Source organism: Streptomyces sp. GbtcB7, from assembly GCF_019091445.1.
Taxonomy (GTDB): domain Bacteria; phylum Actinomycetota; class Actinomycetes; order Streptomycetales; family Streptomycetaceae; genus Streptomyces; species Streptomyces mirabilis.
In genome coordinates, this window is the sequence record NZ_JAGXJM010000049.1 from 47,398 (window position 1) to 72,010 (window position 24,613).

The following is a 24,613-nucleotide window of genomic DNA, read 5'->3' on the forward strand; positions in this document are numbered from 1 at the left end:
CCCCAGGAGGCCCCCCGGCCTCCCGGGGAGTCATGAAGCAGCGATGGACGTCAAGAAGCGGCGATCGACGTCACGAGGTCGCGGTGGACGTCAGGAGGCGGTGGGCGTCCAGTCGCCGAGCCAGTCGGCGATCGACTGGCCCGCGGCCTGCGCGTCCGTCAGCTGCGGTCGCTCGGTGCTCGCGGCGCCCGCGCCGGCGCCGGTGTTCCTGTACTCGGCGAAGCGGTCGTTCTTCCAGGAGAAGCCGCCCATGTCGGACCACGGGTTCGACCGGATCGCGGCGCTGAGCGTGGAGTCGCGGACGGTCGTCTGCGGCCTGAGGGTGGCGTCGCCGCCCGCGTGCCAGTTGCGGCCGAGGGAGAAGGAGCCCGCGGCGACATCGCCGGTCACCGTGGAGTGGGTGATCAGGAAGCCCTTGCGGTTCGCCTGCGTGCTGGGCGCGGTGACGAAACCGGCGGACGAGCCGTCCCAGCGCTTCTTCAGGTTGATGACCGACTTGTTGATCACGGCGGTGGCGCGGCCGAAGACGAAGTCGACGTTGCCGGTGATGTAGGAGTTGGTGATGTAGACCCGGCCGAGCTTGTCCGCGCCGGGGGTCTCCATCTCCAGGGTGTCCTGGTCGCCGCTGACGATGACACCGTCGAGCACGACCTTGTCGGCACCGGTGCGCAGGGCCACGGCCTGGTGCCCGAGCACGCTCTGGTTCTTCGCCTCGTCGAAGTCGTTGGCGATGGTGAGGTTGCGGGCCTGGAAGTCGTCGCCCTCGACGGCGACGGTGGCGCTGCCGGTGGTCCCGTACGTGGAGCCGTCGGCCTTCTTCGTACCGGCCGCGTTGCCGAAGGTGATCACCGTGTCCCTGCGGCTGCCGCCCGAGCCCCGGAGGGTGATGTGCGGTTTGTTCGAGGGGACCTTCACCGTCTCGCGGTACGTGCCCGGCTTGACGGAGATCGTGACGCGCGCGGTGTTGTTCACGGGTACGGCGTCGACGGCGGCCTGCACGGTCCTGTACTGCCCGGAGCCGTCCTGGGCGACGGTGATGACCTTGCCGGTGACGGTCGGGGTGCTGGTCGGCGTGGCGGACGTGGTGGATGTGGTGCCGAGCGAAGTCCGCGGCCCCGCCTGCGACTTGAGGAGCGCCGGTACGTCGGTGGCCTTGTCCAGCGTGTACTTGTAGTACGTCTTCGGGTCGAACGGCGTACCGCTGCCGCCGCTCTCGTTGCGGCCGGTGGTGCCGGAGAAGACGTTGCCGCGCTGCACGAGGGTCGCGGTGCTGTCCCGGATGACCGGGTTGTTCATGCCCTGGAAGTAGCTGTTCTCCAGGACCATGTTGGTCCTGCCGCGCGCGTAGTTGCCGTACGAGGACGTGATGGCGGTGCCCGCGTCGTCCTCCAGGTAGTTGTTGTAGAGGTGGGCGTGGGCGACGTTGTCCGTGGACGGGTTGCGCTGCTCGGTCTCGCGGATCCAGTTGTGGTGGATCGTGATGTCCGCGGTGGTGTCGGCGGTCCAGCCGATGCCGAAGGCCTTGTTCTCGTTGCTCAGCCTGTTGTACGAGACCGTCAGGTACGTGGTGTCCTTGCGGCTGTCGATGAGCCCGTCGGCCATGTGCCGGATGTCGTTGTGGTCGATCCACACATGGTGGGCGCCGTCCATCTGGACGCCGTCGAAGTCGTGCTCCTTGTCGTTCCAGATGCCCTGGTACGCGTCGCGGATGGTCAGGTTCCGGATGATGACGTTGTGCACGCCCTGACCGAGGAAGAAGCCACCGCCGACGATCTGCCCGGCGGTACCCGAGCCGATGATCGTCTTGTCGCTGGCGACCTTGATCTCCTTGCCGACCGGGTCCATCGTGATCGCCGAGGCGACGACGATGACGTACGGGTCGGCCGCGGTCGCGTACTTCTCCAGGTCGGCGAGGGTTCTTACGGTGACGGTCTTGCCGTCGCGCCCGCCGTAGGTCCCGTTCTGCCCCATGGCGTGGACGGAGGCGAAACCGTCGGCGGCCTCGGTGGCCCAGGCAGGGCTGTTCGTCGCGGCCGACGCCTTCGGCTGGGCGTCGTCGCCGAAGAGTCCGAACACCGTGCCGTACGCCATCGCTCCGGCGGCGGCCAGGGCCAGCGGCACACCGACGACGAGGGCGGTTCTGCGTCTGCGGTGGCGCGCCTTGCGGATCTCAGTCACGTGGTGGTCCCGTTCGAGTGCTGTGGAGGGGGTCCGTCACGAGGCAGTCGCCGCCCGGGGAGGAAAGGTTGCCGCGGTGAAGCAACGCGAACGCGCCCCTGTCCGGTGAGGGACGGGGGCGCGCGTGCCCGGCGCTGTCGGTGGGCCTACGGAGCCTGTGGAGGCGGTGGCCCTATGGAGCCTCGGGGGGCGGCGTGGGCGCGCCCGGCAGTCGTAGCGTCGCCACCGTTCCGCCGCCCTGCGCCGGTTGCAGGGACACCTCGCCGCCGGACTGCTGCACGGTCCTGGCCACGATCGACAGGCCCAGGCCCGAGCCCGGCAGTGCGCGGGCGGACGGGGAGCGCCAGAAGCGGTCGAAGACGTGCGGGAGTTCCTCGGAGGGGATGCCGGGGCCGTGGTCGCGGACGGTCAGTTCGCCGGCCTTGAGGATGACGTCGATGGCCTCGCCGTCGGGGCTGAACTTCACCGCGTTGTCGAGGATGTTCACGATCGCCCGCTCCAGCGCGGACGGCTCCGCCCGTACGAACCAGGGCTGGAGGTCCGCCGTGATCGTCAGCTCGGGGCCGCGCAGGCGGGCGCGATGGAGGGCCGCCTCGACCGTTTCCTGGAGGTCGACCACCTGGATGCGGTCGCCCGACTGGCCCGCGTCCGAACGCGACAGCGTCTGCAGGTCGCCGATCAGCGCCGCCAGCTCGGTCATCTGCGCCTTCACCGACGACAGCAGTGCCTTGCGGTCCGCCGGGGGGATCGGGCGGCCCGTCTCCTCGCTGCGGGTGAGGAGTTCTATGTTCGTACGCAGCGACGTGAGCGGCGTACGGAGCTCGTGGCCCGCGTCGGCGATCAGCTGCTGTTGCAGCTCGCGGGAGTTGGCCAGTGCGGACGTCATCGAGTTGAACGAGCGGGAGAGACGGGCGACCTCGTCCTCGCTGTCGTCCTCGACGGGGATACGGATGGAGAGGTCCTCCGTGCGCGCCACGTGCTCCACGGCCTCGGTGAGCTTGTCGACCGGACGCAGGCCCGCGCGGGCGACCGCCAGGCCGGCGGCTCCGGCGCCGACGACTCCGATGCCCGAGACGAGGAGGAGGACGAGAGAAAGGTCGTTGAGGGTGGCCTCGGTGCTCTTCAGAGGTACGGCGACGACAAAGGCGGCTTTCTCGTACAACACGCGGGTGCTGGGCATTGTGTTGGGAACACCGTTGACGATGAGCGCCGTCGTCATCACTCGTACGTCGTTGCCGTCGCTGTCGGTGCCGTTCCGGATCGTGACGGCGCCGACCTTCGCGTTCTTGGCCAGGTCTTTGTCGCTGTCGGCAACCTTCACTATGCCCCGAGAGCCTTCGAAGGCGCAGATGGTGCCGTCTGCCTGGACCACCTGAGCGTACGAATCGGACTGTCCGCGGTAGTCATTGCTGCTGGCCTTCGGGGCCCGGCCGCAGTTGTTGAGGGCGCTCTCGACCACGGGGTACGGCAGGGACTTTCGCTGAGACCCGAGAGAGTCGTCGACCTGTTCGTACAGTTTCCTCTCCACGATGAACCAGCACGTCACCGAAACCGCCGCCACCGCGAACGCCACTGCCGCCGCCACCAGAAGCGCCAGGCGCGCCCGGATCGGCAGTGACCGGAACCGGCGCAGAACCCTCATCACTCGGCGCCGCCCGACCGCAGGACGTACCCCACGCCCCGCACCGTGTGCACGAGGCGCGGCTCGCCGCCCGCCTCGGTCTTGCGGCGCAGGTACATGACGTAGACGTCGAGGGAGTTGGAGGAGGGCTCGAAGTCGAAGCCCCAGACCGCCTTGAGGATCTGTTCGCGGGTGAGGACCTGGCGCGGGTGGGCCAGGAACATCTCCAGCAGGGTGAACTCGGTGCGGGTCAGTTCGACGGCCCGGCCCCCGCGCGTGACCTCGCGCGTCGCGAGGTCCATCCGCAGGTCGCCGAAGGTCAGCGCGTCGTCGTCCGGGGTGCCGACCGTCGCGGTCGCGTAGGAACTGCGTCGCAGCAGTGCCCGGACCCGGGCGAACAGCTCGTCCAGCTCGAACGGCTTGACCAGGTAGTCGTCCGCGCCCGCGTCGAGGCCGGTCACGCGGTCGCCCACGGTGTCGCGGGCCGTCAGCATCAGGATGGGGGTCGTCGTGCCCGCCCCGCGCATCCGGCGGGCGGCCGTCAGGCCGTCCATCCGGGGCATCTGGATGTCCAGGACGACCAGGTCGGGCTGGTACGCGGTCGCCTTCTCCAGCGCGTCCGCTCCGTCGACCGCGACCTGGGTGTCGTATCCCTCGAAGGCGAGGCTGCGCTGAAGTGCTTCGCGCACGGCCGGCTCGTCGTCGACGATCAGGATGCGCTGGGTTTCACGGTCGCCTTCGGCGGGGCTCATGGGCGTGGGTTCCTAGGGGTGCGGTGGGACGGGGCCGGACGCTTTCAGCCTCGCACGTTCCGGCCGGGGCAGAAAGGATCAGCGGAGATCGGCGGGGATCGGTCGGGATGGGTCGGGATCGGCGGGGATCGACGAGGATCGGCGGGGATCAGCAGGTATCGGTCGGGATCGGCCGGATCGGTTCGTCGGCTCAGGCTTGCAGCCCGTTCGGCCCGTTCGGCCAGTTCGACCCGTTCAGCCTTCTCGACCCGTTCAGCCTCCTCGGCCCGCTCCGGCAACGCGGAGCGCTCGTCGCTCAGACCCCCAGCGCGCTCAGCTGGCTCAGGCGGCTCAGGCGGCTCAGCGGGACCTTGCGGCGGTGCGGGTGATCGGCGGAGAGGTGCAGGCCCATCATCTGCGGCTGCGGGACCGTCACCTCTGGAGCCCGGGGCACCGGCCGGTGCAGTTCACGGGCGACGGAGAGGGCCAGGTCGAGGCCGGCGGGGTCGGTGCCTTCGATGCTGTGGGAGACGCGAGTGATCATTTCAACCTCCGAGAAGGACTTGGCCGAGAAGGACTCAGCTGTCGGAACCGCCGGCCCGCAGGCTGGCGAGGTCCGACTTGACGGTGTTGATCGGGATGGCGAAACCGAGGCCGACGCTGCCCGCGCTCGACGAGCTGGACGAGGAGTCGGCGGCCGAGTACATCGCGGAGTTGATGCCGACGATGTTGCCGTTCATGTCGATGAGGGCGCCGCCGGAGTTGCCGGGGTTCAAGGACGCGTCGGTCTGGATGGCCTTGTACGTGGTCGTCGAGGAACCGGTGTCGCCGTTGAACTGCTGGCCGCCGAAGGAGAACGGCCACTGGCCGCTGCCGCCGCCCTGCTGCTGTTGCTGGCCCTGGCTCTCGTCCGTGGAGACGGTGACGTCACGGTTGAGCGCCGAGACGATGCCGCTGGTGACGGTGCCGGTCAGTCCTTCGGGGGAGCCGATCGCGACGACGTCGTCACCGACCTGGACACCGTCGGAGTTGCCGAGCGTGGCGACCTTCAGGCCGGAGGGCGCGTTCTCGAGCTTGATGAGCGCGAGGTCTTTCTTGCTGTCGGTGCCGACCACCTTGGCGGTGTACGACTTGCCGCTGCTCAGCTGCACCTTGATCTCGGAGGCGCCCGAGATGACGTGGTTGTTGGTGACGATCTCGCCGCTGGACGAGATGATCACACCCGAGCCGGTGGACGAACCCGCGTTCGAGGTCGCGCTGACCTCGACGATACTCGGGCTGACCGCCTGGGCGACACCGGCGACGGTGCCCTTCTTGGCGGCGGGCACCACGGTGGTGCTGGTGCTGCTCGACGCGGTGTCCTTGCCGGTCAGCTCCTGTATGCCGTACGCGGTGCCGCCTCCGATGGCGGCCGCGACTATCGCCACGGCGGCGAGCAGGCCGATCGTGCCCTTCGCACGCTTCTTCGGCGCGGAGGCCGGGGCGGCCGGGACCGGCTGCGCCTGGAGTACCGCGGTGGAGGAGACGGCGTCCGGCTCGGGGTAACCGGCGTAGGCGCCGCCTGCGCCGTGACCGCCCGCACCGCCGTCGCCACCCTGACCGGAGCCCGGCCACACGGTGGTACCCGGGTCGACGGCGACCGGAGCGACCGGCTCGTACGCCGGCGGCGGCGGCCACTCGGGGTTCACGGGAGAGGAAGAGACGGGCTGCTGCTGGGGGTACGCCGCCCGCATGGGGTCGGTCGCCTGGTGGTCGTCGCCCTGGGGGTACTCGCCGCTGCGGCGGAAGCTCTCGGTCATGGAAAAAGCTTGTCCCCCGATCATGAGAGCTCCCTGAGTGGCCGCTGAGAAGCCCGACAGAACCTCGTATGCCCGATATAAAGGCGCCCGGGCCCGCTGAAATCCGGGAAACAGCGGGTTGCGTGGGGGTGATGTCACGGAAGGCGACGGACGAATACTTGTCTGTCTGCTGTGTAGTACATGTGTTCTGGGGCGGATGAGGCCTACGATCTCCGCGCCGGAGGGGGGCTCCGCGGTGTGCCTGAATCGATGCAGGCGGTTGCCGGCCATGGCCAGTGACCGCTGCCGTCGATCGGGCCGGTGCGTCGTACGCCCTTCTCGGGCCTCCTACATGGAATCCACACGCACCCACACCAGGAGCCCTGAGTGATACGTGCCCTGCGCGACCGCTGGAGACGCCCCGCCACGGCGTTGCCGACGGCCGCTCTCGCGCTGGCGCTGACCTGCGCCGGCGCCTTCGCGGCGCAGCCCGCCACCGCGGCGGACGGACCCTCGCTGCCGGAGGTGAACCAGTCCCAGCCCGCGAAGCCGACCGTCTCCGACAAGGAGCTGCGCGGCCGGGTCGCCGCGGCCGTCAAGGACCGGGCGACCCCGGACACGACCCCCAAGAAGACGCCCTTCATCATCGGCGGCACCGAGACGACGATCTCCTCCGCGCCGTGGATGGTCCAGCTCTCCTACTACGACAGCACGGCCGGCGTCGGCTACTTCTGCGGCGGCACCCTCGTCGCCCCGAACAAGGTCCTGACGGCGGCCCACTGCGTCGCGGGCCTGGACTGGGTGAAGAACGGCGCGGTGCTGGCCGGCGCCACCGGACTGCTGGACGACACCAGCGGCACGGTCGCGGGCGTCTACCGCCAGTGGAACCACCCGCACTACAACTCCACGACCGTCCAGAACGACATCGCGGTCCTCACGCTCGACCGCCCGCTGGACCAGCAGTGGCAGCGGCTGGTGGCCGCCGGTGACAGTGCCTCCTACAAGGCCGGCAACTCCGCCACCGTCTACGGCTGGGGCCTGACCTCCGGCGCCGACGGCGCCGACCTGTCGGCGAACCTGCGCAAGGTGACCCTGCCGCTGGTCGCCGACTCCACCTGCAACTCCGCGATGCAGTCGGTCCTCGGCGAGGACGACTTCGTCGAGGGCGCGATGTTCTGCGCGGGCACCCCGGCGACCGGCACCGACGAGGGCACCAAGAGCCCCTGCAACGGTGACTCCGGCGGTCCCGTCATCGTCGGCGGCAAGGTCGTCGGCATCGTCTCGTGGGGCGTCGCGGGCTGCACCGCGAAGGGCGCCTACCCGGTGTTCACCAAGGTGTCCTCGTACACCTGGGCCGCCCAGCCGCGCATCGACGACGCGGACATGACCTTCGACGGCAAGGCCGACCTGCTGGAGCGCACGCCGTCCGGTGGCCTCTTCCAGCAGGACAGCAAGGGCACCTCGCTCGCCACCCGCGCCTACCAGGGCAGCGGCTGGCAGAACGCCAGCTGGGTGCTGCAGTCAGACCTGGACCGGGACTTCTACCAGGACCTGATCATGCGCGACAAGGGCGACGGCAAGCTGTACCGCAGCTACCTGAACCACAGCTCCGGCGAGTACGACTGGATGCAGATCAGCACGGTGTGGGGCGGCTACAAGTCGTACGCCATCCCCGGCGACATGACGGGTGACGCCCGCCCCGACCTGGTCGCGGTGGACGCCGACGGCTCGGTCTACCTCTACCCGGGCAAGGGCAACGGCCAGTTCTACGGCAAGGTCAAGGTCGTCGACAAGGCCTGGAAGAACGTGAAGATCTTCGGCCACGGCGACCTGTCCGGCGACGGCAGGGCCGACCTGCTGGTCCGCAACAGCTCCGGCGTCCTGTACCTCTACCGGGGCACGCAGGTCGAGAAGACCCCGTTCGCGGCGCGGATCCAGGCGCGTACGGGCTTCACCTTCACCTCGTACGTCTCCAACGGCGACGTCACGGGCGACGGCATCGCGGACGTCATCACCCGCGACTCCGCCGGCAAGCTCTGGCTGTACCCCGGCACCAACAAGGCCTCCAGCAGCCTCTTCGGCTCACGGATCGGCCTGGGCAGCGGCTTCAACCAGTACAACCTGCTGTTCTGAGCGACCACAAAAAGCGCGCCGGCCCCGCAACCTGCGGGGCCGGCGCGCCCTTGTTTTTAGGTTTTTAGGGGCGCGGGGAACTGCGCGACCAGCCCCCACTCACCTGCACTCTGAAAACGACCCGCAAAACCCGCCCCACCAGCGGAGCTACTCGCACCCACAAGAACGCCGGACGACCAACCGCGACGGAAACACCTTCAACCGCTCGCGCCGCGACCCCGCGACCCGCAACCCGTCATCCAGTACGAGATCCACCGCGGCCCGCGCCATCGCCGACCGGTCGGAGGCGATCGTCGTCATCGGCGGATCCGTCAGCGCGGCTTCCTTGACGTCGTCGAAGCCGGCCACGGCCAGCTGCCCCGGAACGTCGATGCGCAGCTCACGCGCGGCGCGCAGCACGCCGATCGCCTGGTCGTCGGTGGAGCAGAATATGGCGGGCGGACGGTCGGGACCGCCGAGCAGCTGGAGGCCGACCTGATAGGCGTCGTAGCGGTTGTACGGCGCTTCGAAGAGGCGCCCCTCGGTGGAGATCCCGGCCTCCTGCATCGCGCGCCGCCAGCCCTCGACGTGGTCGGAGACCGGGTCGCCGACGGTCGGGGTCTCCGCGATGCCGCCGAGACAGGCCACATATTCGTAGCCGTGTTCGAGGAGGTGGCGGGTGGCGAGCTGGGCGCCGCCGACGTCGTCCGTGACGACGGCGACGTCGTCGATGGCCTCGGGGCGCTCGTGGAGCAGCACCACGCGGGCGTCCCACGCGTCGATCTCCGCGGCAGCGTTGTCATTGAGCGCGTGGCTGACGAGGATCAGCCCGGAGACCCGCATGCCGAGGAAGGCGCGCAGGTAGTGGACCTCGCGCTCGGCGATGTAGTCGGAGTTGCCGACGAGCACCATTTTCCCGCGCTCGGCGGCGGCCTGCTCGACCGCGTGCGCCATCTCCCCGAAGAAGGGCTGGCGCGCGTCCGGCACGATCAGGCCTATGAGCTCGGTCCGCCGCGACGCCATGGCCTGGGCGACCCGGTCGGGCCGGTACCCCAGTTCCTTGATCGCGGCGAGAACGCGCTCGCGCGTGGCCGGGGCAACCGGCCTCGGTCCGTTGTTGATGACATAGCTGACAACGGCGGTGGACGTACCCGCCAGTCGCGCTACATCGTCCCTCGTCACCTTGGCCACGCGCGGAGTCTACGCGGATGGACCCGCCCGTGGGCAGGGCGTACGGAGGCTGACCGCGCCCCCGTGGTCGCCCGGCACGCCCTCGGGGTCGCCTACTGCGTCTCCGCCGCCGCCTCGACCGTCTCGACGGCGTCCAGGTGCGCCGTCTCGTCCGCATCCTCCGGCTTTGGCTGGGCCGCCCTGGCCCTCGCCTCGTCCGCCGCGCGGTCCACCTTCTCAGGTGTAACGAATCGATAACCGACGTTCCGGACGGTACCGATCAGAGACTCGTGCTCGGGTCCGAGCTTCGCGCGCAGCCGTCGTACGTGGACGTCGACCGTCCGCGTACCGCCGAAGTAGTCGTAGCCCCAGACCTCCTGGAGCAGCTGGGCGCGCGTGAAGACACGGCCCGGGTGCTGCGCGAGGTACTTGAGGAGCTCGAACTCCTTGAAGGTCAGGTCGAGGACCCGGCCCTTGAGCTTGGCGCTGTACGTCGCCTCGTCGACCGAGAGGTCGCCGTTGCGGATCTCCATCGGGGAGTCGTCGTTGACGATCTGCTGGCGGCCCATGGCCAGCCGCAGTCGCGCCTCGACCTCCGCCGGTCCCGCGGTGTCCAGGAGCACGTCGTCGATGCCCCAGTCGGCGGTGACGGCCGCGAGGCCGCCCTCCGTCACGACGAGGATCAGCGGACAGCCGGGCCCGGTCGAGCGCAGCAGCTGGCACAGACTGCGCACCTGTGGGAGGTCGCGCCGGCCGTCGATCAGGATGACGTCGGCACCGGGGGTGTCGACGAGAGCGGGGCCTTCCGCCGGAGCCACTCGCACGTTGTGCAGGAGCAGGCCGAGAGCGGGAAGCACCTCCGTCGACGGCTGAAGAGCATTGGTCAGGAGCAGCAGAGAACTCATCGCGCCCCACCTGCCTGGGTCGTCCTACGGTCATGCAAGGTTCGCTCGCCCATAACGTCTGGTTCCTCCTCGGTCCCTGCGAGGACGTTTGCGGCACTGCTTCCTACGGTGCGGCTCCCGCGCCCCTGGGAGTCGCCGGACGGCCCACGGGGGGGTCGCCACACGTTCTATGCGTTCGTGGGCTTCGTACACCTGCGGTTTCCCGCTTCGTATACAACGCTTCAGAAAGCACAAAAGGACCCGGGGGCTACGCTGCCCGAGTCCTCTGCCCAGCAGAATAGCCCACATGAGCTCAGGTCCGGCAGGTCAAGCGACGGGATCTTCCGATCGTCCACCCCTTGAGACGCCCCCGCGCACCCCTTTGCGGAGGTTTCTGCACACGATCGACGGGGTGACGATCGATGCGGCGTACGACCCTGGAACGCGGCCTTCTGATGACTCGGCCACTGGCTTGAACGATGTGGTCATTGTCGTCGCGCACGGCTTCACGGGCGATCTGGACCGTCCGCACGTGCGTCACGCCGCGGCCGTCCTCGCCCGGCACGCGGCGGTGGTCACCTTCTCCTTCCGTGGTCACGGCGCCTCCGGCGGCAGCTCCACGGTCGGTGACCGTGAGGTCCACGATCTGGCCGCCGCGGTGGCCTGGGCCCGGGAACTCGGGCACACGCGTGTGGCCACCGTCGGCTTCTCGATGGGCGGTTCGGTGGTGCTGCGGCACGCGGCGCTGCGCCGTGGCCCGGACGGTGGCTCGGAGGGTGGCCCGGACCGGGGCGCGGAGATGGAGCACGAGGGGCGCACAGAGGCGCGTACGGACGCCGTGGTTTCGGTGAGCGCACCCGCCCGTTGGTACTACCGGGGTACGGCCCCTATGCGGCGCCTGCACTGGCTGGTAACCCGGCCGGTGGGCCGCGCGGTCGGCCGATACGGCCTGCGCACCCGGATCCACCACCGTGACTGGGACCCGGTGCCGACCTCCCCGGTCGAGTCGGTCCCGCTCATCGCGCCCACTCCGCTGCTGATCGTGCACGGCGACCAGGACGGCTACTTCCCGGTCGACCACCCGCGGATGCTCGCCGCCGCCTCCGGCGGCCACGCCGAACTGTGGATCGAGCACGGTATGGGCCACGCCGAGCACGCGGCGGACGACGAGCTGCTCGGCCGTATCGGAGCATGGGCCGTCGCGGCGGCGGGCTAGCCTGACCGTGTTCACAGAAACCACTGATGACCAACCACTGATGACTGATCCGTGTTCACGGAAAACACGATTGAGGAACGAGATGGCAAAGGGCACGGTGCGTTACTGGGCCGCCGCCAAGGCCGCGGCGGGCGTCGCGGAGGAGCCGTACGACGCGGGCACGCTCGCCGAGGCGCTCGACGCGGCCCGCGTGCGACACCCCGGCGAACTCGTCCGCGTGCTGCGGCGATGCTCCTTCCTCATCGACGGTGACCCCGTGGGCACGCGCGAACATGAGACGGTACGGCTGGCCGAGGGCGGCACGGTCGAGGTGCTCCCGCCGTTCGCAGGAGGGTGAGCGAGACGATGAGCGACCAGCCGTACGAGGGCCGGTACGAGGGTCCCTACGAGGGGTACGACCCGTATCCGCAGCCTCAGCAGCAACAGCAACAGCAACAGCGGCAGGGGCACGGGCACGGGCAGCCTCAGCAGCAACAGCCGCCGCAGCAGCCCGAGTGGCAGCAGCACACCCAGCAGTGGGAGGGGCAGACCTGGGAGACCCAGGCGCAGCCCTCGATGCCGGCGGCGGACACGACGTATCTGCCGCCGCAGGGCTACCAGGCGTACCCCGAGCCGCAGACGTACGGCACGGTCGGGCAGCCGCTGCCGCAGGAGGCACCGACGCCGGCGCCGACACCGGAGTGGACGCCCGCGTACCAGCCCCCCGTCCAGCAGGCGCCCGGCACCGGCACCGGCGGCGCGGTCACCCCTGACACCGCCTCCGGCTACGGTCCCCCGACCGTCACCGGCAACGCCCGCGTCACCGACGCCCAGCGCGCCCGCGCCGAGGGCCGCTCCCCGATCATCGAACCCGGCATCCAGCCCGCCGCGCTCACCGCGGTGCTCGGACTGCTGCTCTCCGGGACGGCGGCGATCGGGCAGTACGCCCTCGTCGTCCCCCTCGTCCTCCTCCAGGCCGTCACCGCGGCGGGCTGGTTCCGGCTGAACGGGATGTGGCCGGCCCGTCAGGGCATCGCGCTGGCGTTCCTCGGCGCGGTCACCGCGGACGTCGCGCTCCTCGCGGCGGGCCGGGAGAACGCGCCCGCCGCGATCCTCGGCACCCTCGGCGTGTGGGTCCTGCTCACCCTCGTCCTGCAACTGCGCAGCCACGCCGACCCGGACACCCGGATGTACGGCCTGATGGCGACCGTCGCCTCGGCGGCTCTCGCGATCATCGCGACCGGGCACCTCGCTGCCGAGCCGGACGCCGTCACGGTGGGCGCCGCCGCGGTCGCCGTCGCGATCCTCGCCCGCGCCCTGCCGCTGCCCACCGCCGCCTCCGTGGCGGTGGCGCTGCTGGCCGCGGTGGGCGCCGGTATCGCGGTCGGCGGGATGACGGACCTGGGCAACAAGGGGGCCTTCCTCGGCCTCGGCGCCGGGGCCTGCGCGCTGATCGGCCACCGGGTCGCCAGCTACGACTACCCGTCCCGCTTCGTCCACTTCACCGCGGGCGTGGCCCTGCCGCTGGCCGCCGCGGCCCCCGCCGTGTACCTGCTGGGCCGCGCGCTCGGCTAGAAACCGGGCCGGTGGCTGTTCGTCACAGGTGATCTACAACTGCTTCGGAGGGCCCCCGTCGCGGGGCCCTTCGGGGTTAGGTTCGCGAGGGAGGCCACTCGGTCGTCCGGATCCGTTCGAGGTGGGGAACACCGCGCATGCGTGCACTGCGAATAATCCTGATCGTCACCGTCATTCTCGGCGGCCTGTTCGTGATCGCGGACCGGGTGGCGGTCGGTTTCGCGGAGAACAAGGCTGCGGACCGGATCAAGAGCACCGAGGGCCTGGCGAGTACGCCGGACGTGTCCATCGAGGGCTTCCCCTTCCTCACCCAGGTCGTCGGTGGCGAACTCGACGACGTGAAGATCGGCATCAAGGACTACGAGGCGTCGACGAGCGGCGCGGGCAGTGCGGGCGGCACCGGCAGCATCCGTATCGACGACCTGAACGCCGAGATGCACGGCGTCGCCTTCAACGGCGACTACAGCTCCGCCACCGCCGACAGCGCCACCGGCTCCGCGTCCATCGGGTACGCCGAGCTGCTCAAGACCGCCAAGTCCCAGCCCACGCAGGTCGGTCCCGGGGTCACCGCCCGGGTCGTCGGCCTCTCCGACGGCGGCAACGGCAAGATCAAGGTGGCGGTCGAGGTCAGCATCGGCGGCACCAAGGTGCCCCAGCCGGTCTCCGTGCTCAGCTCGGTCACGGTCGTCGGGGGCAACACGGTCAAGGTGCACGCGGACTCCCTCCCCAAGCTGGGCGTCGACCTCGCCGAGAACCGGGTGCGCGCGATCACCGACTTCGAGCAGAAGATCGGCGAGCTGCCGGGCGGCATCCAGCTCGACACGGTCCAGGCGGGAGCGAACGGCGTGGACGTCTCCGTGAAGGGTTCGAACGTCAAGCTGGTCGGGTAGAAGGGTCAGCGGCCGGAGGACAGAGGTCAGCAGCCGCCGGAGGGCAGAGGGCAGAGGTCAGGGAGACTGCGGCCGGAGAGCTGTCCGAGGGGCGAGACGGGCCCGTCCGTACCGCAGATGTGCGCGCGGTGTGATGACGGATACGGCCGCCCGGAATCCCCGCGGGGGCCGTCCCGGCGGTGAAGGCGTCCCACATCCCGGACGATCGCATCTCAGCATCCGACACACCGGTGACATGCCCGCCTGTCCGTCCCTACGATCGGACCCATGAAGCGACAGGCGGATCTCACGAAGCGGCGGGCAGTAGACCTGTGCCGCGTCGCCGCCATGCTCTGTCGCACCTTCTGAGCGGGACATTCGTCCGTCCGCCCTCCCCTGGCCCCTCTTCGCCAGGGTCCCCGTGCGCGCCGCGCAGCCTCGACAGGCATGACCGCGCACCCTCTGTCTAACGCACCGCCCCGCCGCAACTGCCCCGGAGGAGAAACAGCATGAGCCGCAGCGACGTCCTGGTCGACGCCGACTGGGTCCAGGACCACCTGGACGACCCGAGCGTGGCCATCGTCGAGGTCGACGAGGACACGTCCGCGTACGAGAAGAACCACATCAAGAACGCGATCCGGATCGACTGGACCAAGGACCTCCAGGACCCGGTCCGCCGTGACTTCATCGACCAGGAGGGCTTCGAGAAGCTCCTGTCGGAGAAGGGCATCGCCAACGACACGCTGGTGGTCCTCTACGGCGGCAACAACAACTGGTTCGCGTCCTACGCCTACTGGTACTTCAAGCTGTACGGCCACGAGAACGTCAAGCTCCTCGACGGCGGCCGCAAGAAGTGGGAGCTCGACTCCCGCGACCTGGTCGTCGAGGTCCCCAACCGCGCCGCGACCGACTACAAGGCCAAGGCCCAGAACACCGCGATCCGCGCCTTCCGCGACGACGTGATCGCCTCGATCGGTTCGCAGAACCTGGTCGACGTCCGCTCGCCCGACGAGTTCAGCGGCAAGCTGCTCGCCCCGGCCCACCTGCCGCAGGAGCAGTCGCAGCGTCCGGGCCACGTCCCGACCGCCCGCAACATCCCGTGGTCGAAGAACGCCAACGACGACGGCACCTTCAAGTCGGACGACGAGCTCAAGGAGCTCTACGCCGAGGAGCAGGTCGACCTCGCCAAGGACACCATCGCGTACTGCCGCATCGGTGAGCGTTCCGCGCTCACCTGGTTCGTGCTGCACGAGCTGCTCGGCGTGGAGAACGTCAAGAACTACGACGGCTCCTGGACCGAGTACGGCTCCCTGGTCGGCGTCCCGATCGAGCTCGGCGCCAACAAGTAACCCTCAAGGCCTGAAGGACGGAATCGAAATATGTGTGGAGCGAAGGCCGGCGGCCCCGACGCCTCGACGATCAAGCCCGGTGAGACCACCATCCAGGGCCAGGTGACCCGCGACGGCGAGCCCGTCACCGGTTACGTGCGCCTGCTGGACTCGACCGGCGAGTTCACGGCGGAGGTCCCCACCTCCGCGACGGGCCAGTTCCGCTTCTACGCGGCCGAGGGCACCTGGACCGTACGCGCCCTGGTCCCCGGTGGCACCGCGGACCGCACGGTCGTCGCCCAGACGGGCGGCCTCGCCGAGGTCGCGATCGCCGTCTGACGGCACTCTGAGTGGCCGAAGGGCCGCACCCCAGGGTTGGACGCTCGGGGTGCGGCCCTTCGGCATGTACGGGCCTACGCTTGAGGTATGTACGCACGACGGCGACACGTCTACTTCGCCATGATGGGGACGTGCATCGGTCTTTTCGTCCTGGCCTGGGGAGTCGTAAGGATCTGGTCGATTCCCGTGGCCGTGGGGATGTGTGTGGTGGCGATGGTGATTCCGCCGTTCGCCGCGATGGTCGCCAACCGGCGGGGGCCCGAGGACCGCTGGTGGGACGACCCGTCCGGGGATCAGAAGTCCGACGAGTGGTGGGACGAACTCGACGGCAAGAAGCGCCGCCCGTAGCTCGACGGCAGGAAGCGCCGTCCGTAGGAGGGCGCGCGCAGCGCCTTCCGTACGCGCGGCACCGTCAGTAGACGAGCGCCTGGGTATCGTCCGCCAGCGCCTCCTGGACGAACACCTGGGCGCCCGCGATGCGTACGCCGTCGATGACGTCCTTCTCCGTGATGTCCCGGCGCGCCGCGCACTGGGTGCACAGGGTGAGCCGGCCCGCGGCCAGGACCGAGTCGATCAGATCGGGCAGCGGCGCCGCGTGCGGCAGCTCGAACTCGGCGGCCCGGCCCGGCAGCGCGAACCACGAGGACTCGCCGGTCAGCCACAGGGAGACCTCGACCCCGCTGGCCACGGCCACCGCCGCGACCGTGAACGCCTGCGAGCAGCGCTCGGGGGCATCGGCCCCCGCCGTCACCTTGATCACGAGCTTCTTCGCCATGGCCGCATGGTAGTCCGGGGGCGTTCGGGGAGAGTCCGAATCGTGATCATGTCCCTTACAACCCCGTGAGATTCCCATGGGTCTCCTGTGCGCGCGGATACGGAATCCGTGCGTCGCGTTCCGTGGGGGGATGTCGTGGAAGTCGAAGAGATGGATGAGGAGATCCGAGAGGAGATCCCTGAGGAAATCCGTGAGGAGATCCAGGAGGAAACGCCTCGCGTACGTCGGCGGGGGCGTACGGCCCTGTTGATCGCCACGGCCGCCGTGCTCGGGCTGGTCGGGGGCACCTGTGCCGGTTTTCTGATCCAGGCCGAACGGGAGCCGACCAAGCTGCCGTCGCTCTCGCAGCCCGTGGTCGCCCAGGCCAAGGGCGCCGGTCCCGAACCCCTGTCCGCCGCGCAGGACCGCCGGGTGAAGACCGACGACGACCTGCGCAAGCTGCTGGTCAAGCGGCCGAAGGGGACGCGGGACGCCGAGTACGTGCCGGGCGACAAGGGCTGGATGGGCATCGCCGACTACGCGGAGCAGTACACCAAGCCGGCCAACGCCTTCGGTGACCTGATCAGCGCCGAGTTCCGGCGTGCGGCTGCCACCGGCTGGACGGTGGGCAGCACGTACAGCGTGGAGGTCCGCCTCATCCAGTACCGGCAGGAGGAGAAACTCGGCGCCTCCGACGCCGCGGCCGAGGGCCGCTACTGGGCGAACACGAAGAGCGGCACCCATGTCTGGGCCGTCCCGGGGACGGGCGACGGCATGGCCTACGTCCACACCAAGCCGGACACGAAGCCCGGTTACCTCCCGATGTACGAGGCCGAGGCGCACGCCTGGCGCGGTGACATCGCCATGGAGATCTGGATCTACGACACCAAGCCGATTCCCAAGGCCAAGATCATGGACCTGGCCGAGCGGCAGATGGAGCGGCTGTGACAGACGAGCAACCGATGAGCGAGCAGCCCGTCCAGGAACGCGTGGAGGAGCCGGTCAAGGAACGCATCGAGGAGCTTGTTCAGGAGCCCGCGCCCGAACCCGCCGCGCCCGAATCCATCGCCCCCGTCAAGAAACCCAAGAAGCCCCTCCGCCGGGGGCGCATCGCCGCCGTCGCCGGTTCCGTGCTCCTCGTCGCGGCCGTCCTCGGCGGCGCCGGCTACACCGTCGTGACCGTCCAGGACGCCGACCGGGACCCCGGCGCGCCTTCCTGGACCTTCCCGGTTCCCGCCCCCAACGACGCCAAGACGGCGAAGACCGCCTCGGGACTCGCCGCGATGCTCGTGCCGTACGGCACCGAGGGCTGGAGTCGGGGCCCGGACATCGGCGAGTTCGGCTCCGACGCCTCGCTCAGCGGGCCCGAGGCCACCGCTCTGCGCAAGGAGGCGCTGCGCGACCTGCCGCGTTCCCAGCGGCGGGAGTTGGAGAAGCGGATCGACAAGCAGCGCACCAAGGGCATCGCGATGCGCAGCTACCTCAGCACCTCCAGCGGGTTCAACTCCACGCTGTATGCCGACAGCGGCTTCACCATGAGCGTCGAGCTGGCCCAGATCGAGGACAAGGCGGCGGTGAAGGGCATGTCGACGTTCCAGAACGAGTTCTTCGACGCTCTCAAGATCTTCCGCAAGGGGCCCGAGATCAAGGGCCACAAGAACGCCAAGTGCTTCCTGCCGCCCAAGGACAAGGACGAGAAGCTCGACATGATGGTCTGCTCCGCCTACCAGGGTGACGTGCTGGTCAGCGCGACCGCCTACGGGGCCAAGCCGTTGAACACCAAGGGTGTCGCGATGCTGCTGCGCGAGCAGCTCGACCGCATCGCCGAGCCGGGGGAGGCGGTATGACCGAGCAGACGAGCTCCGTCGAGGACGCGGCGGCGACGCCGGTCGAGAACGCGACGCCGACGCCCGTCGAGGACGGGACCACGACTCCGGTCGAGGTGCCGGCCGCGCAGCCACCCGCGCCCGAGGAGGCGACGGCGGTCGCCGCCCCCGAGGCCGTGCCCGCGGTTGACCCGGAGGTGCCGTCCACGGCCGTCGGGTCCGAGGTGCCCCCGGCCCCGGTGCGCAAGGACCGTCGGGTGCTGCGGGCCCTGCTCCGCTGGACCGCCGCCACCGTGGTCTTCGCGGCGGTCGGCACGTCGGTCGCGTACGGCATCACCCGCATGGACCGCACCGACGTACCCGGTCTGGCGACGGAGTCGGACGGGCGCTGGGACTACCCGACGATCACCCGGCCGCCGCTGCCCTCCGGCAGCCCGCGCCCGCTCGCCGAGTCGAACAGGACCGGCACCCACTACGCCGACCTGCGGCGGCTCGTGCTGCCCGCCCCGAAGGGCGCACACGTCGACGCGGCGCTGCGCGGGACGGACGGTTGGCTGGCGACGAAGACGTTCCTGGCGGAGTACGCCTCGCGGGACGACCGGGAGACGGTCGGGCAGCAGCTGACCGACAACGGTCTGCGGCACATCGCGGCGCGCGGCTGGACGACGCCGGACGGTACGCACACCCGGATCTACCTGTTGCAGTTCGACTCGGTCGTCGTCGCGGACGAGGTGAACTCGCCCGGGCTGACCAGCTACAACACGCCGATCTACGCATTGCGCGGCGCCGAGCGGATGATGGCCGACGACCGGTTCCCGGACCGCGCCGCGGTCGACGACGTGATCCGTCACGCGTACGACGAGGTCAAGCCGTACGGCGCCGAGCAGGTCCGCCAGGCGTACCTCTCGGCCGGGGACACCCTCGCCCTGATCGTGCAGTCCCGCAAGGGCGCCGCGAAGGCGGTGCCGTTCCAGCAGACGGTGGTCCTCCAGAGCCAGTTGCTCGGCTGAACACGCCCGGGCGTACCTCGCAGAGAATCGCCCAGGAGTACCTCGCAGAGAGCCCCGAGCCCCGGCCCACTAAGCTGGGGCTCGGCTCTTGTACCGCCCACCCCGCTCATCCGAGGAGCACCCCGTGGAGATCTTCTTCGAAACCCTGCTGGTCCTGGTCTGCGTCGGCGTGCTCGCCTTCGCCGGGCTGACCGTGAAGAAGCTGTACCAGGGCCAGCGCTGACCCCCATCGAGGAACTGCCGAGCTCATGATCGAGATCCCGTCCGACCTGCACAAGGACCTGCTTCCCCTTGCCTTCCTGCTCGGCAACTGGGCCGGTGCGGGTGTTCACGACTTCCCCGGCTCCGAGAAGTGCAACTTCGGACAGGAGGTCACCTTCACCCACGACGGGCGCGACTTCCTGGAGTACCACTCGCACACCTGGGTGCTCGACGCCGACGGGAACAAGGTCCGGCCGCTGGAGACCGAGTCCGGCTTCTGGCGTGTCCACCCCGACCGCAAGGTCGAGGTCGTCATGACCCGCGACGACGGTGTCGTCGAGATCTGGTACGGCGACCTGGCGGCCAAGACGCCGCAGATCGACCTGGTCACCGACGCCGTGGCACGGACGGCGGCCTCGGGTCCCTACACCGGCGGCAAGCGTCTCTACGGCTATGTGAAGAGCGACCTCATGTGGGTCGGTGAGAAGCAGACCCCCGAGGTCGAGCTGCGCCCCTACATGTCCGCGCACCTGAAGAAGGTCGTCACTCCGGAGGACGTCGAGCGCTGGGCCAAGGCCCTCCCGGACGACATGCCGGACGACGGAATCGCGTTCTTCAAGTAGCCGGAAAGCAGTCAGGAAGCAGTTCGGAAGTGGTCCGGCCGGTTCGGTGGCTCTCCTCAGGTCGTCACATCCCGGAATGGTCCTAGACTTCCTGTGTGGTGAGCACCGACTGGAAGAGCGACCTGAGGCAGCGCGGCTACCGGCTGACGCCGCAGCGCCAGCTTGTCCTCGAAGCTGTGGACACCCTGGAGCACGCGACCCCCGACGACATCCTCATCGAAGTGAGGAAGACGGCGTCGGGGGTCAACATTTCCACCGTCTACCGGACCCTGGAGCTCCTGGAGGAGCTCGGTCTGGTCAGTCACGCCCACCTCGGGCACGGCGCGCCGACCTACCATCTCGCCGACCGGCATCACCACATCCACCTGGTCTGCCGGGACTGCACGAACGTCATCGAGGCCGACGTCTCGGTCGCCGCGGAGTTCACCGCGAAGCTCCGGGACACGTTCGGCTTCGAGACGGACATGAAGCACTTCGCGATCTTCGGCCGGTGCAAGGACTGCTCTCTCAAGAGTTCAACTACCAAGTCGTAGGCTAGGTGTATGAAGAGCCCTCTCCTGTCCCTGCCCGGCGCCGTCCCCGCCGAAGGCGTGGATGAACAGGTCGCAGCCCATTACGGCGACCTGTTCCGCGAGCAGCGCGCCCTCGCCGACGGCAACGGCTTCGTGGACCTCTCGCACCGCGGCGTCGTCGCCGTCACCGGCGACGACCGGCTGAGCTGGCTGCACCTGCTGCTCACCCAGCACGTCACGGACCTCCCGGCGGGCCGCGCCACCGAGGCGCTGATCCTCTCCGCGCACGGCCACATCGAGCACGCGCTGTACCTCGTCGACGACGGCACCACGACCTGGGCCCACGTCGAACCCGGCACCCAGGACGCGCTGCTCGCGTACCTGGAGTCCATGAAGTTCTTCTACCGCGTCGAGACCGCCGACCGCACGGACGACTTCGCGGTCGTGCACCTGCCGGCCGGTTCGATCGCCGAGGTCCCCGAGGGCGTGGTCGTACGCGAGACGCCGTACGGGCGTGATCTCTTCCTGCCGCGTACGGACCTGGAGTCGTACGCCGAGAAGGCCGGTCCGGCGGCCGGGCTGCTGGCCTACGAGGCGCTGCGCGTCGAACACCACCGCCCGCGGCTCGGTTTCGAGACCGACCACCGCACGATCCCGCACGAGCTGGGCTGGATCGGCACCGCGGTGCACCTCCAGAAGGGCTGCTACCGGGGCCAGGAGACCGTCGCCCGCGTACAGAACCTGGGCAAGCCCCCGCGCCGGCTCGTCTTTCTGCACCTGGACGGCAGCGAGGTCCATCTGCCGCCGCACGGCACCGAACTGCGCCTCGCGGACGACGGTCCCGACGGCCGGAAGATCGGCTTCATCACCACCTCCGTACGCCACCACGAGCTCGGCCCGATCGCGCTCGCCCTGGTGAAGCGGAACGTGCCGCTGGAGGCGCGGCTGCTGGCGGACACGACGGCGGCGGCGCAGGAGGTCGTGGTCGAGCCGTAGGGCTCAGGCGGGTCGCATTTCCTGGGTCACATCTCCAGGAGCACGGTGAACGGGCCGTCGTTCGTCAGCGAGACGCGCATCTGCGCGCCGAACCGGCCCGTCGCCACCGTGGCGCCCAGCGCGCGGAGTTGGGCCACGACCTCGTCGACGAGGGGTTCGGCGACATCGCCGGGGGCGGCCGCGTTCCAGGTGGGGCGGCGGCCCTTGCGGGCGTCGCCGTACAGGGTGAACTGGCTGATGACGAGCAGCGGCGCGTCGATGTCGGAGCACGACTTCTCGTCCGCCAGCATCCGGATGGACCAGAGTTTGCGGGCGAGTTGGGCCGCCTTCTCCTTGGTGTCGTCGTGCGTGACACCGACGAGGACGCACAGCCCCTCGCCGTCGATCGCCCCGACCGTTTCCGGACCGTGTTCCCCGTTCACGACGACGCTCGCGCCGTCCACCCTCTGTACCACCGCACGCATGAGAACCATCATGCCGTGCGGGAAGGAGCCCCCTGCACGGGGCTCAACGCCTTCGTGTCACAGGGCTCAACGCTTTCGCGCGTGATCCCCTGACCTCTTTCGAGGGGTCTTTTGGGGGTTTCTTTTTGCTCCTTACCCCCCCATCTGGGGCCGATCGGGGGCACTCGGTCACATAGCGGCCACTTGGGGTGGCACGATGCGTGTGTTGCGGTGCAACCGTGGGGTGGACCGCGCCGGTCGAGGGGACGGTAGAGGCACATGAGCACACCGAGTACCGGGCAGCAGCCGCCCGGGGCTGTGTCGTTGACCCGTACGAGTCCGCGGGCGGGAGGCGGTCGTTCGGGGGTTCATCGTCCTCCCGTGCAGCGCACCGACAGCCCGCTGCCCCCGGACCCGCCCGCGCCCGAGCTGCCCCTGCTGCGGCTGCCCGAACTGCGGACCCTGCGGCGCGACGCGCAGCGCGACGAGGCCGACCTCAGCTATGTGCGGCGGCTGCTCCAGGGGCGCATCGACATCCTGCGGGCCGAGCTGGCGCGCCGCGGGGGACTGCGGGCGCCCTCCGCGACGTCGGGAGCGCCGCTGGTCTCGGGCTTGGGAACGAGTCCGGGGCTGCGTCCGGCCGGGGGGAGGGGAGCGGGTTCCGGTTCCGGCGGGGCGTCGGTCGTCGACCGGCTCGCGGAGATCCTGACGGACGCGCCCGCCCGGCACCGTTCGTCGGCCCGCCATGTGACAGTGGGCACACCGTACGGCGAGGAATACCGGCGGCTGGCCGCGGACATGCTCGCCGAGGTGGAGCTGTCGGACCTGGAAGCACGTACGGACGACGAGCTCGGCGCGGGGATGGGACGGTTGGTGCGCTACGAGCAGCAGGTCTCCCGGCGGCGCCAGCACCTGCAGCGCACCGCCGACGATTGCAGCGCCGAGATCGCCCGCAGGTACCGTGATGGGGAAGCACAAGTAGACGACCTGCTCATGTGACGCGGTGGCCCCCGGCGATCCCGGGGGCGCGTGCGACGGCTGCGGCGGCACCGGCGCTCCGGGACATCCGGGGCCGGGCCCCATGGCCGCGCCCGGTTCCGCGGTCGCGGCGGCCACGCCCGGGAACAGCCCGGGTCGCGGTCGTGGGGCTCGGCCGGGGACACGCCATCGGGGGACCTCCCGTACGGTGCCGCGGTTCGATCACCGGGCGGGTCCCTGTCATGGAAGGCCACCGCCGATGTCCGCCGCCGCTCCTGCCGTCCCCGCAGACCCCTTCATACCGCCTGTTCTCGCCGAGGTCGTCCGTTCGGGATTCGTCGAGGGGCGGCATCGGGGCAGCCTGGTGCTGCTGGCCGCGGACGGGTCGGTCGAGCTGGCGCTGGGCGAGGTGACCGCGCCGGTCTTCCCGCGCTCGTCGAACAAGCCGATGCAGGCGGCGGGTGTGCTGCGGGCGGGGCTGGACCTGGCCGGCGAACGGCTGGCTCTCGCCGCCGCCAGCCACTCCGGGGAGGCCTTCCACCGCGATCTCGTCCAGAAGATGCTGGCCGAGCACGGGCTGGACGCCGGGCAGTTGCAGTGCCCGCCGGATCTGCCGCTGGACCCGGCGGAGGCGGAGACGTATCTCGCCGGGGGCGCGGTCCGTGACCGGGTCACCATGAACTGCTCCGGCAAGCACGCGGCGATGCTCGCGGTGTGCGCGCTGCGAGGCTGGCCCCTGGACTCCTACCTGGACCCCGGTCATCCGCTCCAGCAGCTCATCCACACGGTGGTCGAGGAGGCGGCGGGGGAGTCGGTGGCGGCGGTCGGTACGGACGGCTGCGGTGCGCCGCTGATGGCGATCAGCCTCACGGGCCTCGCCCGTGCCTTCCGGTCCTTCGTCCTCGCCGCCCCCGGCTCCGCCGAACGCCGTGTCGCCGACGCCATGCGCGCCCACCCCGAGTACGTCGCCGGCACGCGCCGTCCCGACACCTGGCTCATGCGCGAGATACCGGGTGCCCTCTCCAAGATGGGCGCGGAGGCCGTCCAGGCGGTTGCCCTCCCCGACGGCAGGGCCCTCGCCTTCAAGATCGACGACGGTGCCACCCGCGCACTCGGCCCCGTCCTCGCCCGCGCCCTGTCCCTCTTGGGCACGCAATCCCCGGTCCTCTCCAAAATCGGCCACGCCCCCCTGACAGGCGGAGGCGTCGAGGTGGGCGAGATCCGAGCGACGTTCTAGGCCCGCCCTCCAACCGTTCCTCGCCCCCGCCGCCCCTACCCAACCCATCCCCAGGGGCTCCGCCCCTTCGACCCCACCGGGGCTACGCCCCCGACCCCCCCGCGGGGCTACGCCCCTGCACCCCACCGGGGCTACGCCCCCGACCTCCCCGCGGGGCTACGCCCCTGCACCCCACCGGGGCTACGCCCCCCCCCCCCCCCCCCGGCGGCGCCCCCCCCCCCCCCCCCCCCCCCCCCCCCCCCCGCCCCCCCCC

Annotated in this window: 26 protein-coding genes; 17 read left to right on the forward strand and 9 right to left on the reverse strand. The window is 70.1% G+C overall.

From position 1 onward, the window contains the following. Positions 1-90: 90 nt before the first annotated feature. The 5 genes from KVT44_RS47960 to KVT44_RS47980 form a co-directional block, all read right to left on the reverse strand. Complete coding sequence (locus KVT44_RS47960; protein WP_308314321.1) at positions 91-2,178, reverse strand: pectinesterase family protein; 2,088 nt, start codon at positions 2,176-2,178, stop codon at positions 91-93. 172 nt (positions 2,179-2,350) lie between these two features. Beyond that, on the reverse strand, positions 2,351-3,823 hold the full coding sequence (locus tag KVT44_RS47965) for a cell wall metabolism sensor histidine kinase WalK (RefSeq protein WP_217574664.1): 1,473 nt from the start codon (positions 3,821-3,823) through the stop codon (positions 2,351-2,353). Continuing rightward, a complete protein-coding gene (locus KVT44_RS47970; RefSeq protein ID WP_054232381.1) occupies positions 3,820-4,551 on the reverse strand; it encodes a response regulator transcription factor in 732 nt (243 codons plus the stop codon). The genes KVT44_RS47965 and KVT44_RS47970 overlap by 4 nt, the downstream gene beginning before the upstream one ends. A gap of 295 nt (positions 4,552-4,846) precedes the next feature. Further along, complete coding sequence (locus KVT44_RS47975) at positions 4,847-5,074, reverse strand: hypothetical protein (RefSeq protein ID WP_099921892.1); 228 nt, start codon at positions 5,072-5,074, stop codon at positions 4,847-4,849. A gap of 34 nt (positions 5,075-5,108) precedes the next feature. Continuing rightward, positions 5,109-6,329, reverse strand: a complete 1,221-nt coding sequence (locus tag KVT44_RS47980) for a S1C family serine protease (protein ID WP_217574666.1) — start codon at positions 6,327-6,329, stop codon at positions 5,109-5,111. A 366-nt stretch (positions 6,330-6,695) separates the two neighbouring features. Between KVT44_RS47980 and KVT44_RS47985 the strand changes: the two genes are divergently transcribed. Continuing rightward, positions 6,696-8,441, forward strand: coding sequence for a trypsin-like serine protease (locus tag KVT44_RS47985; RefSeq protein WP_217574668.1), 1,746 nt, complete (start codon positions 6,696-6,698; stop codon positions 8,439-8,441). A gap of 147 nt (positions 8,442-8,588) precedes the next feature. Here KVT44_RS47985 and KVT44_RS47990 read toward each other — a convergent pair whose 3' ends face one another. Beyond that, positions 8,589-9,611 (reverse strand): LacI family DNA-binding transcriptional regulator, encoded by a 1,023-nt coding sequence (locus tag KVT44_RS47990; protein ID WP_067371501.1) that lies wholly within the window; start codon positions 9,609-9,611, stop codon positions 8,589-8,591. A 92-nt stretch (positions 9,612-9,703) separates the two neighbouring features. Then, positions 9,704-10,495: a response regulator transcription factor gene (locus tag KVT44_RS47995; RefSeq protein ID WP_190170877.1), complete on the reverse strand. Its 792-nt coding sequence runs from the start codon at positions 10,493-10,495 to the stop codon at positions 9,704-9,706. A 286-nt stretch (positions 10,496-10,781) separates the two neighbouring features. On the opposite strand from KVT44_RS47995, the gene KVT44_RS48000 reads away from it, so the two are divergent. The 8 genes from KVT44_RS48000 to KVT44_RS48030 all read left to right on the forward strand — a co-directional run bounded on the left by KVT44_RS48000 (position 10,782) and on the right by KVT44_RS48030 (position 16,128). Further along, positions 10,782-11,690 carry an alpha/beta hydrolase gene (locus KVT44_RS48000; protein ID WP_217574671.1) on the forward strand — a complete coding sequence of 303 codons (909 nt, stop codon included), beginning with the start codon at positions 10,782-10,784 and terminating at the stop codon, positions 11,688-11,690. 82 nt (positions 11,691-11,772) lie between these two features. Then, on the forward strand, positions 11,773-12,027 hold the full coding sequence (locus tag KVT44_RS48005; RefSeq protein ID WP_054232388.1) for a MoaD/ThiS family protein: 255 nt from the start codon (positions 11,773-11,775) through the stop codon (positions 12,025-12,027). 8 nt (positions 12,028-12,035) lie between these two features. Beyond that, positions 12,036-13,244, forward strand: a complete 1,209-nt coding sequence (locus tag KVT44_RS48010) for a hypothetical protein (protein ID WP_217574672.1) — start codon at positions 12,036-12,038, stop codon at positions 13,242-13,244. Positions 13,245-13,381: 137 nt separating this feature from the next. Next, positions 13,382-14,134 carry a DUF2993 domain-containing protein gene (locus tag KVT44_RS48015; protein ID WP_217574674.1) on the forward strand — a complete coding sequence of 251 codons (753 nt, stop codon included), beginning with the start codon at positions 13,382-13,384 and terminating at the stop codon, positions 14,132-14,134. Positions 14,135-14,401: 267 nt separating this feature from the next. Then, on the forward strand, positions 14,402-14,482 hold the full coding sequence (locus KVT44_RS61240) for a putative leader peptide (protein WP_350310325.1): 81 nt from the start codon (positions 14,402-14,404) through the stop codon (positions 14,480-14,482). Between the two features lie 140 nt (positions 14,483-14,622). Further along, positions 14,623-15,462 (forward strand): sulfurtransferase, encoded by an 840-nt coding sequence (locus KVT44_RS48020; RefSeq protein WP_099921898.1) that lies wholly within the window; start codon positions 14,623-14,625, stop codon positions 15,460-15,462. 30 nt (positions 15,463-15,492) lie between these two features. Further along, positions 15,493-15,780, forward strand: coding sequence for a DUF1416 domain-containing protein (locus tag KVT44_RS48025; RefSeq protein WP_054232391.1), 288 nt, complete (start codon positions 15,493-15,495; stop codon positions 15,778-15,780). Between the two features lie 87 nt (positions 15,781-15,867). After that, positions 15,868-16,128 (forward strand): DUF3099 domain-containing protein, encoded by a 261-nt coding sequence (locus tag KVT44_RS48030; RefSeq protein ID WP_067371511.1) that lies wholly within the window; start codon positions 15,868-15,870, stop codon positions 16,126-16,128. A gap of 64 nt (positions 16,129-16,192) precedes the next feature. Here the strand turns inward: KVT44_RS48030 and KVT44_RS48035 are convergent, their stop codons facing one another. Next, a complete protein-coding gene (locus tag KVT44_RS48035; RefSeq protein WP_099921899.1) occupies positions 16,193-16,555 on the reverse strand; it encodes a DsrE family protein in 363 nt (120 codons plus the stop codon). Positions 16,556-16,705: 150 nt separating this feature from the next. On the opposite strand from KVT44_RS48035, the gene KVT44_RS48040 reads away from it, so the two are divergent. The 6 genes from KVT44_RS48040 (at position 16,706) to KVT44_RS48065 (ending at position 21,702) form a co-directional block, all read left to right on the forward strand. Then, positions 16,706-17,482 carry a hypothetical protein gene (locus KVT44_RS48040; protein ID WP_254650875.1) on the forward strand — a complete coding sequence of 259 codons (777 nt, stop codon included), beginning with the start codon at positions 16,706-16,708 and terminating at the stop codon, positions 17,480-17,482. Beyond that, a complete protein-coding gene (locus KVT44_RS48045) occupies positions 17,479-18,381 on the forward strand; it encodes a hypothetical protein (protein ID WP_308314322.1) in 903 nt (300 codons plus the stop codon). Before KVT44_RS48040 ends, KVT44_RS48045 begins: the two co-directional genes overlap by 4 nt. Then, positions 18,378-19,370, forward strand: coding sequence for a hypothetical protein (locus KVT44_RS48050; RefSeq protein ID WP_254650876.1), 993 nt, complete (start codon positions 18,378-18,380; stop codon positions 19,368-19,370). Before KVT44_RS48045 ends, KVT44_RS48050 begins: the two co-directional genes overlap by 4 nt. 248 nt (positions 19,371-19,618) lie before the next feature. After that, on the forward strand, positions 19,619-20,194 hold the full coding sequence (locus tag KVT44_RS48055) for an FABP family protein (protein WP_099921900.1): 576 nt from the start codon (positions 19,619-19,621) through the stop codon (positions 20,192-20,194). A 95-nt stretch (positions 20,195-20,289) separates the two neighbouring features. Continuing rightward, positions 20,290-20,727, forward strand: coding sequence for a Fur family transcriptional regulator (locus KVT44_RS48060; protein WP_099921901.1), 438 nt, complete (start codon positions 20,290-20,292; stop codon positions 20,725-20,727). 9 nt (positions 20,728-20,736) lie between these two features. Further along, the gene (locus tag KVT44_RS48065) at positions 20,737-21,702 is read left to right on the forward strand and encodes a folate-binding protein YgfZ (protein WP_217574676.1); all 966 of its coding nucleotides are present in this window, start codon (positions 20,737-20,739) and stop codon (positions 21,700-21,702) included. Positions 21,703-21,728: 26 nt separating this feature from the next. Here the strand turns inward: KVT44_RS48065 and dtd are convergent, their stop codons facing one another. Then, on the reverse strand, positions 21,729-22,166 hold the full coding sequence (gene dtd, locus KVT44_RS48070; RefSeq protein ID WP_101407999.1) for a D-aminoacyl-tRNA deacylase: 438 nt from the start codon (positions 22,164-22,166) through the stop codon (positions 21,729-21,731). Between the two features lie 258 nt (positions 22,167-22,424). Here dtd and KVT44_RS48075 point away from each other — a divergent pair, with 258 nt between their 5' ends. Together KVT44_RS48075 and KVT44_RS48080 are read left to right on the forward strand one after the other, a co-directional pair. Continuing rightward, positions 22,425-23,144 carry an AmfC protein gene (locus KVT44_RS48075; protein ID WP_099921903.1) on the forward strand — a complete coding sequence of 240 codons (720 nt, stop codon included), beginning with the start codon at positions 22,425-22,427 and terminating at the stop codon, positions 23,142-23,144. A 238-nt stretch (positions 23,145-23,382) separates the two neighbouring features. Beyond that, on the forward strand, positions 23,383-24,360 hold the full coding sequence (locus KVT44_RS48080; protein ID WP_099921904.1) for an asparaginase: 978 nt from the start codon (positions 23,383-23,385) through the stop codon (positions 24,358-24,360). The last annotated feature ends 253 nt before the right edge of the window (positions 24,361-24,613 follow it).

Excerpts from the sequence above, each read along its gene's own strand:
- KVT44_RS47975 (WP_099921892.1), bottom strand. The coding sequence starts at position 5,074 with ATGATCACTCGCGTCTCCCACAGCATCGAAGGCACCGACCCCGCCGGC.
- KVT44_RS48015 (WP_217574674.1), top strand. The coding sequence starts at position 13,382 with ATGCGTGCACTGCGAATAATCCTGATCGTCACCGTCATTCTCGGCGGC.
- KVT44_RS48020 (WP_099921898.1), top strand. The coding sequence starts at position 14,623 with ATGAGCCGCAGCGACGTCCTGGTCGACGCCGACTGGGTCCAGGACCAC.
- KVT44_RS47980 (WP_217574666.1), bottom strand. The coding sequence starts at position 6,329 with ATGACCGAGAGCTTCCGCCGCAGCGGCGAGTACCCCCAGGGCGACGAC.
- KVT44_RS48050 (WP_254650876.1), top strand. The coding sequence starts at position 18,378 with ATGACCGAGCAGACGAGCTCCGTCGAGGACGCGGCGGCGACGCCGGTC.
- KVT44_RS48025 (WP_054232391.1), top strand. The coding sequence starts at position 15,493 with ATGTGTGGAGCGAAGGCCGGCGGCCCCGACGCCTCGACGATCAAGCCC.
- KVT44_RS48030 (WP_067371511.1), top strand. The coding sequence starts at position 15,868 with ATGTACGCACGACGGCGACACGTCTACTTCGCCATGATGGGGACGTGC.
- dtd (WP_101407999.1), bottom strand. The coding sequence starts at position 22,166 with ATGCGTGCGGTGGTACAGAGGGTGGACGGCGCGAGCGTCGTCGTGAAC.
- KVT44_RS48080 (WP_099921904.1), top strand. The coding sequence starts at position 23,383 with ATGTCCGCCGCCGCTCCTGCCGTCCCCGCAGACCCCTTCATACCGCCT.
- KVT44_RS48000 (WP_217574671.1), top strand. The coding sequence starts at position 10,782 with ATGAGCTCAGGTCCGGCAGGTCAAGCGACGGGATCTTCCGATCGTCCA.
- KVT44_RS61240 (WP_350310325.1), top strand. The coding sequence starts at position 14,402 with ATGAAGCGACAGGCGGATCTCACGAAGCGGCGGGCAGTAGACCTGTGC.
- KVT44_RS48040 (WP_254650875.1), top strand. The coding sequence starts at position 16,706 with ATGGATGAGGAGATCCGAGAGGAGATCCCTGAGGAAATCCGTGAGGAG.
- KVT44_RS48010 (WP_217574672.1), top strand. The coding sequence starts at position 12,036 with ATGAGCGACCAGCCGTACGAGGGCCGGTACGAGGGTCCCTACGAGGGG.
- KVT44_RS48035 (WP_099921899.1), bottom strand. The coding sequence starts at position 16,555 with ATGGCGAAGAAGCTCGTGATCAAGGTGACGGCGGGGGCCGATGCCCCC.
- KVT44_RS47995 (WP_190170877.1), bottom strand. The coding sequence starts at position 10,495 with ATGAGTTCTCTGCTGCTCCTGACCAATGCTCTTCAGCCGTCGACGGAG.
- KVT44_RS47970 (WP_054232381.1), bottom strand. The coding sequence starts at position 4,551 with ATGAGCCCCGCCGAAGGCGACCGTGAAACCCAGCGCATCCTGATCGTC.
- KVT44_RS48055 (WP_099921900.1), top strand. The coding sequence starts at position 19,619 with ATGATCGAGATCCCGTCCGACCTGCACAAGGACCTGCTTCCCCTTGCC.
- KVT44_RS48065 (WP_217574676.1), top strand. The coding sequence starts at position 20,737 with ATGAAGAGCCCTCTCCTGTCCCTGCCCGGCGCCGTCCCCGCCGAAGGC.
- KVT44_RS48005 (WP_054232388.1), top strand. The coding sequence starts at position 11,773 with ATGGCAAAGGGCACGGTGCGTTACTGGGCCGCCGCCAAGGCCGCGGCG.
- KVT44_RS48075 (WP_099921903.1), top strand. The coding sequence starts at position 22,425 with ATGAGCACACCGAGTACCGGGCAGCAGCCGCCCGGGGCTGTGTCGTTG.